This is a genomic window from Nitrosovibrio sp. Nv17 (genome assembly GCF_900119085.1).
GTDB lineage: Bacteria > Pseudomonadota > Gammaproteobacteria > Burkholderiales > Nitrosomonadaceae > Nitrosospira.
On sequence record NZ_FPIQ01000002.1, the window covers coordinates 178,373 to 185,552 of the forward strand.

Annotated in this window: 7 protein-coding genes and 1 pseudogene; 3 read left to right on the plus strand and 5 right to left on the minus strand. The window is 59.6% G+C overall.

Annotated features, from left to right (window positions below):
- The first annotated feature begins 271 nt into the window (after window positions 1-271).
- The 3 genes from flgA (at window position 272) to BT108_RS02645 (ending at window position 1,873) form a co-directional block, all read left to right on the plus strand.
- On the plus strand, window positions 272-982 hold the full coding sequence (flgA, locus tag BT108_RS02635) for a flagellar basal body P-ring formation chaperone FlgA (protein ID WP_072292981.1): 711 nt from the start codon (window positions 272-274) through the stop codon (window positions 980-982).
- A 95-nt stretch (window positions 983-1,077) separates the two neighbouring features.
- A complete protein-coding gene (flgM, locus tag BT108_RS02640) occupies window positions 1,078-1,392 on the plus strand; it encodes a flagellar biosynthesis anti-sigma factor FlgM (protein ID WP_072292982.1) in 315 nt (104 codons plus the stop codon).
- 1 nt (window position 1,393) lies between these two features.
- The gene (locus BT108_RS02645) at window positions 1,394-1,873 is read left to right on the plus strand and encodes a flagella synthesis protein FlgN (protein WP_072292983.1); all 480 of its coding nucleotides are present in this window, start codon (window positions 1,394-1,396) and stop codon (window positions 1,871-1,873) included.
- A 209-nt stretch (window positions 1,874-2,082) separates the two neighbouring features.
- On the opposite strand, the pseudogene BT108_RS14255 reads toward BT108_RS02645, so the two are convergent.
- The 5 genes and pseudogenes from BT108_RS14255 to BT108_RS02660 all read right to left on the minus strand — a co-directional run.
- Window positions 2,083-2,405 (minus strand): annotated as a pseudogene (locus BT108_RS14255) (IS630 family transposase); the annotation flags it as partial.
- A gap of 74 nt (window positions 2,406-2,479) precedes the next feature.
- Window positions 2,480-2,680, minus strand: a complete 201-nt coding sequence (locus BT108_RS13445) for a hypothetical protein (RefSeq protein ID WP_143142359.1) — start codon at window positions 2,678-2,680, stop codon at window positions 2,480-2,482.
- 435 nt (window positions 2,681-3,115) lie between these two features.
- Complete coding sequence (locus tag BT108_RS14070; protein ID WP_072292984.1) at window positions 3,116-3,397, minus strand: OmpA family protein; 282 nt, start codon at window positions 3,395-3,397, stop codon at window positions 3,116-3,118.
- A gap of 216 nt (window positions 3,398-3,613) precedes the next feature.
- A complete protein-coding gene (locus BT108_RS02655) occupies window positions 3,614-4,384 on the minus strand; it encodes a hypothetical protein (protein ID WP_143142360.1) in 771 nt (256 codons plus the stop codon).
- Window positions 4,385-4,411: 27 nt separating this feature from the next.
- The coding region (locus BT108_RS02660; protein ID WP_143142361.1) for an RHS repeat-associated core domain-containing protein at window positions 4,412-7,180 on the minus strand (2,769 nt) is incomplete at its 5' end.

Sequence of the window (7,180 nt, forward strand, 5' to 3'; positions counted from 1 at the left end):
GGTCTTGGTTCAAAAGGCGGAGCAGCAGGGGAAAATGCCCTCTTCTCGCGCCTTGCCTCGCCCGACGCGTGGTGACGAGGTGGGACGATAGCACCGGGATCTTCCCAGCCATCCTGGAAACAACGCATGAAACCCATGCCATTTCCGGCCGTGGCGGGCGGCGCACCGTCAATAGAATGCCGGCACTATCTCAATCCGAAACCCGGTCTCCGGGACCGGTTTCCGCCTGTGCGGGCCGCCACGGAGTGATTTTTCGAAGGAGAAGCCAACCATGTCCATCACACTTCTGCAGGCACTTCGATTCGGCCTGAGCCTGATTCCACTGATTGCCCTGTCCACGGCCGCATCGGCGACCGGCAAACAGGATCTGCGCGCGGTCGAGGTCGCGGCAGCCAATTTCCTCCATGTCCAGTCGGTGGGGCTGCGCGGCCAGATCGAGGTCACGGTGACCGGGATCGACGCACGCACCAGCCTGCCTGCGTGCGCGGCGCTCGAACCTTCCCTGCCGCCCGGCAGCCGGCCATGGGGCCATACGGCCGTGACCATGCGCTGCCTGGCCCCTCATGCCTGGACACTCTACGTGCGGGCAAACGTGAAGGTGCTGTCGGACTACGTGGTCAGCACCCGGCCGCTGACGCCGGGCCGGCCGATCGAGATGGCGGACCTGGCCCTGCACCGGGGGGATCTGACGCAACTCCCCGCAGGCGTCGCCACGGACCCTGCCCAGATCGTCGGCAGGACGCTGAGCAGCAGCCTTCCCATCGGTAGCCCGCTGCGCCAGGACATGCTGCGCGCGCAGGCGGCGGTGCTATTGAACCAGGGCGTGAAGCTGGTTTCCGGAGGCCGCGGTTTCAGCGTGACTGCCGACGGGCGGGCCCTCAACAATGCGGCCGAGGGACAGCCGGTGCAGGTTCGCAGCGGATCGGGACCGGTGGTCAGCGGCATCGCCCGTGCCGGGGCGGTCGTGGAAGTCTCCTATTGAAGAAGCCATGGCCGTGTGCCTCATGAAAAATCGGCCTCAAGTTTCCTGCAAGGCTGCCGTTACGTTTGTTACGCAACAACTGCCGGAGATCCATTGTGAAGATAGAAAACACTCTCAGTACCGCTGCCGCCGCGCTGGCCAATGAGCCGGCCGCCGCCAGAGCGGGACAGAAAAACGTCCGCATCGGAACACCGGATGGGCCGAACCACGGTCCAGCCGACAGCGTCCGGTTGAGCAACCAGCTGCAGAACATCGAGAACAGACTGGCGAACACCGAAACCTTCGACAAGGCGCGGGTCGACGCCATCAGGCAGGCCATCGACGAAGGGCGCTTCACGGTGAACACCGCAAAGGTGGCCGATCGCCTGCTCGAAGCCGCACGCGAGCTTGTCCCGGCCAGACAGGGCTGACATGCACCATACGCCACCCGCCGGTTTCGACCCGGCTGCGGGCATCGCCCGGGAACGGGATGCGATGCTGGATTTCATCGATCTGCTGCGGCGCGAGCAGCATGCCCTGCAACAGGCGGATCCGTCGCCGCTGCCGCCGCTGGCCACGGAAAAGGCGCATCGGGCCCAGCAACTTGCAGAACTGGCCGCGGCACGCGCCCACTGGCTGGATGCATCCGGCTTGCCGCACGCGCCTGGCGGAACGGGAGCCTTGCTGCGGGAAGGCCCTGCCACCGGGGCTTGGAATGAATTGCGGACCTTGGCCGAGACCGCCAGTCAGCTCAACAGGATCAACGGCATCCTCGTCGGGCAGCGCCTGCGCCATACTCAGCAGCGGCTCTCGCTGTTGCAGGCGATCCATGGCGCGCCCGGCACGGACCTGTACGGCTCCGGCGGCCGCCCTCAGCCCTGCGCCTCCAGCCGCCGGCTGGGCGAAGGCTGAACCGCGGGCGTGCGAGCCCCCCTGCTTCTTTACTGTCTAGTCTTCGCGGATAACATTCGATCTTGGCGAGGATCGAGCGGTGGCGGTTCACTTGAACAACCGCGGATGGTGGTTGCAACACTCGGTGAATTCGTTGATCTTGCGTTTGAACTCGGTACTGAATCGAACGAGCCACGCCGGATGGCCTGCTGAGTGATCCAGCCGAATCAGCGTTCGACCTGATTGAGCCAGGAGCTGCAGGTCGACGTGAAGTGGATGTGGTAGCGCGGCCTCTTGGCCTGCCAGACGCGCATCTTGGCGTGCTTATGCGTGGCGTCGCAGATCGGATGAATGTCCAGATGCTCCGGCATCTGCTCGTTCACATGTGCAGGAACGAGAGAAATTCTTGATGCCAGTGTTGGAGTTTGCACTGTGATGACGCTGCCGTTGGCAATGTCCAGTGCCGCAAACAGCGTCGTGACGCAGTCGTGCGTGATGCCCTCGACGTAACCCGCCTCATCGGCAGCACCGGCGGCATACGCTCAACGGCTTGTATCTAACTCTTCTCGACGTGTTGCCGCGCGTTGCATGTGTGTAAGGCTACACGTCCGAAACCAGAACTGGCTGCTATCTCCAGATGCCATCTTCACCTTCTTTGAGGCATGATCCATTGGCATCCAGTCCATAGGGACATTCTATTATTCCGCCAGCAACAATTTTTTCATAATTTTCTCTTTCTCTTTCATTAATCGGCACCGAAGGACGGCTACACGCGGTTATTTGCATAACTGACAGAACAATAATAACCACGTTGATAACACGTTTCATAAAATTACTCCCTATAAACTTTATAATAACCTTATCATTGTTATGGTTAAATGCTCTGACCTCCCCCAATTTCTCTGGGATTCGAAACTGAAATCTGGTCGCTTCTGGCAGCTTACCTGGCTGGGTTTAACGTATTTGCTTAGGGTCAGTTTTCCCAGCGAACCGCGGGTTTGTGAGCATTAATTTTTCTGAACTTCCCGCGGAATTATCCATTGCTTTCTATGTGGAATAAAGATCATTTTTTGGATAACATTGCTCTAAATATGGAGCAATTGGTCCCAGCATCTTCGCGACATTACCTATGAACCCTGATTCGGCTGTCTACATGGACTTCCGGTGTAGCGGGCAAATCGAGGCTATGATGTGAGCTCAGGGGAAAGTCCACACAGGTGGATCGGGGATATCGGCATCGTCGTCGACCGATGGCACTTCACGCTAATCGCCAGCTAGATCGGGCGGCGCGGGCAGGATCAGCACGGTGACGCGCCGGTTGCGCATCCGCCCTTCGACGGTCTCGTTCGAGGCCAGCGGGTGGTATTCGCCATGGCCCAGCGCCGTCAGGCGCGTGGCTTCCAACCCGTGGTCGATCAGCAGGCGCACCACGCTGCTGGCGCGCATCACCGACAGTTCCCAGTTGAAGGGGAACTGCCGCCGACCCGCTGCGCATGTCGCCCGGGAGAGTGGAGGCCGGCCGGCGTGCCGTTTTCGCAGGGGCAACAGCGCCGGCGATACCGCGGCGACATCGGACTGCGCTGTACGACTACCGGATATCGATGAGAAACCCAGCGGAGCCCCGCTTTTCCCTATTCACCTGGGACATCGCATACCGCCCGGTAGAGAAATGAAATGCAACCCATCGCGACACTCTCCGGGAGATGACGGGTTGCGCTGCGCTCCACCCATCCTGCCCTACTGTTTGATCGAGTAGAGCGTCTATCCCGAGGACGACTGGCTGAGTTCCAGAAATATGAGAAACAGGATGATCCCACCTATTATCAGCAGCATCCTGTTGCGGTCGCCGCGCTTCAGATTGCGGATGGGGTCGTCCTCTCCCGCCTTGAAGCCGGGCTTGCGTTCATCGATGGATTCCACATCCAGGTATTTCTCCAAGATGGCGCGTAGCAGCAAAGCCCCTCCGAAGTCTGGATTAGTCGACGATACGTCGAACTGAAACCGCTTCTCCTCCGGCGCTTCCAGGGTGCAGATCTTTTGCGAGTAATTTGGGGTATCAGACCTCATACCCTTGGGTATCATCCGCGTCACGATGCTCGCCCGGGTGATCTCCTTCCATTCATACTGGTACTTTATGCCAGACTGCACGATCCTTATCCCCTGCTCCGAGACTTCAAGCTCCCCCACGGGCAGGTCGGTCCTGACAAGAGTGGAGTCTCCGCGCTGCATGTCCGACAGCCTCACGAACCGCAGCGGCCCCGCGGTCAGATCGAAGACCGGCACATCGTCCACCACCCTGTTTTCCTGCTCCCACTGAACAACACGGGCATAAGTGTAATCGGACAGTTCCAATCCGGTTCGCTGCCGATAATCCTCGTAAACCTTCCTGGCGCTGCTGTAGAGTTCCATATACACAAGCAGAACCACGGCTCGCGATATGATGTCCTCGTTCATCGGCCCCAAGGCCATCGCCTGCTGGATCAGTTCCTTGGCTTGGCCCATGTCCTCATTATCGATGTAGGCTTCGGCCAAATTAAAGAGATCGCGCGATGACATAACTTACTTAGGCTTTCCTCCGCCTGTGCTGGAATTCATATTGGTCACGAACCCGCCGACCGCCTGAACACCGCCGCCAACCAGACTGGTGGCAACGGTCTGGTCGAGCAGGCGGGTCGCGTTATTGGTAACCGTCTGCCTGAAATCCGCTGCTGTCTTGAAAGCAAAATCTGGTGCTATCCGGCTTATTAACGGAAGCGCTACATTCGCCGCTTTTCCTATTACAGCTCCAGCGGCAGCCGCTTTCGCGACATCTGCTACACTCGATGTGTTGCCGTTCAACAGTGAACTGGTCACGTTTTCCACTCCGCCGCTGATTGCTCCGACAGCTGCGGGACTGCGGGTCACAAGTGCAGTGGCGAGTCCCGCGGCGGTTCCCGCATAACCGGATATGAAGCCCTTACCCGCCGCAGCCGCGATCTCGAGCGCACTGCCGCCTTTCAAGGCTGTTTCGTATCCCTGGAGCGCGGCACTGATCCCACCTCCAATTGCCGGAAGCACAATGAATAATGGGGCAGCCCCGTCCGGATCGATGCCGTTGACCGGATCATTCCCCACATAGGCATACAGGTTGAGGTCGCTCTGGTACCCCACCGGATCGGTCTGCAGGAAGCGCCCCAGGGTCGGCGAATAGAACCGCGCCTTGTAGTAGTACAGACCCAGTTCGCTCACCAGCTGTTGCCCGGTGTAGCGGAATCGGTCGCCACCCGCGGAGGCAGGCAACGGTTCGCCATAAGGGCCATACGTCCTGATGCCGGTGCTCGATCCATCCAGCGCCACGATCGAGCCCAGGTGATCCACGAACAGCCAGGTCTTGACACCCGTGGCCGAGCCTTCATACCAGACGATGGGCTCGTCGACCCCGGGGCCGAAGACGTAGCGGTGCATGACACTGCCCGTCGCGTTATACATGCTCACCAGGTTGGTGCCGTCATAGAGCAGATTGCGGATTGCGGAAGAAATATCAGTCTGGCGCAGGCGCCCTTCCGGATCGTATCTCAAGGTTCCGGATACGCCCGTCTTGCTCGCTGTCCTTAGCCGATTGTCCTGGTCGTATCCATAGGTCCAAGTGCCTTCCCCCGTCAGATTGCCGTTCGCGTCATAGCTCGGCGTGACGCTTCCTGCGGTAGCGTATTGATTGAGGCCGTTACTTGTATAATTCACCGTCCCGCTGGCATACCCGGTCCATTGGTAGGCGTTGTTGCTGAACGCCTGAGTCACAATCTCCTGCACCTGATTGCGGGTGTAGGTCCAGGTGTTATCTTGGGAAGAGCCGGTAAGGTTGTGAGAGATGCTGGCCAGTGCAGATTGCGTAGTATAGCCGTAAGTGGTCACTGCCCCGTTACCCAGTGTTATCGTGGTGCGCCGCGAGAGGTCGTCATAGGCGTAGGTGGCCAGACTGGTCGTGCCCAGTTCCTTGATGACTGTGGGGCGGTTGAGCGCATCATAGGATGTCGTGACATAGAACGGCGTGGCCTCTGGCCAGGTGACGCGGGTGCGGTTGCTCGCGGCATCGTATTGGTACGAGAGCGTCTTGGTGCCCAGGGTCGCATCGTTCATCGCCGTACTGGCGAGGCGGCCCGCATTGTCCCAGGCGTAGGTGACGGTATGGCTGGAATCGGCGAAACTGGAGGCGATACGCCGGTTCAGCAGATCGTAGCTGAAGATGACATTGTCCGCAGTAACCGGGTAGCTGCGCGCCACCAGCCGGTTCAAGTTGTCATAGGCCAGCGCGGTACTTTGACCATTGCGCCCCCGCAGACTGGTGATGTTGCTATTGGCGTCATAGCCCAGCTGTTCGTAGTCAGTGGCGGAAGATACGCCCGGCGTGGTCTTATCCGGATACAGCGTCTTCGCCAGCCGGTCATGGCCATCGTATTGGTAGGTGGTCAGGTTGTTCTTGCCATCCTTGATGCTTGCGAGCAGGCCGTTGTTCGTATAAAGGTAGTAGGCATAAGGCTGCGGCGTTGCTGTACCAACGGCACGCGTATCGCTGTAGAGCCTCCCATCCAGGTGATAGGAATATTCGGTGATGCGGTTGCCGCCTTCGCCTGACGTCAGATTCTCGGTAATGCGATAGGGTGTATCGAAGACGGTGTAACCATAGTCGGTGACCGCAATCGGTGCGGCAGCGGTGGGGCAGGTCGCGTCCGATGCCGTCTGACCCGGACCCCAGGCCTTCAGCACTTTGCCGGTGGCCGTGTAGGTGCTGCAGGAAACCATCCATTGCGCACCTATCTGGGTGGAGGAGCGAATCAAGTTTCCATCCGCATCATAGGCATATTTAGTCAGCTTACCCAAGGCATCGGTGATCTGAATGGGCCGGCGCTGGTTGTCATACGCCGTGGTGGTGATGTCGGAAACGTCGGTTCGCGGGCCATCCACCACCGTCAGATCGCCCGTCGCGTTGAAGATGAAGGTGGTGGTCAGGTTGAGTTTGCCGGTGCCGGAATCCACCGTGACGGTCAGCGGCACGTACTTGTTGCCGGTGTTATAGGCGGTGGCGGTCACCACGTTGTTGGTCGCGCTGGTTTTTTCGGTGAGCGAAACGGGAAGATACAGGGCCGGATAGCCCGCCGGCGTGAAGGAAGCGTACCCATAGGTGGTGACGGGGTGTACGCCGTTTGCGTCCATGGGACGGGTGACGGTATACGGATCCCCCTGCGCGGTATAGGTGTAGCTGGTGACGAAACCCTTGGGGTCGGTGACGGTGGCGACCTTGTTGAAAGCGCTCTCATACGTCATGCCAGTGACCAGCGTGGCCAGGCCGGA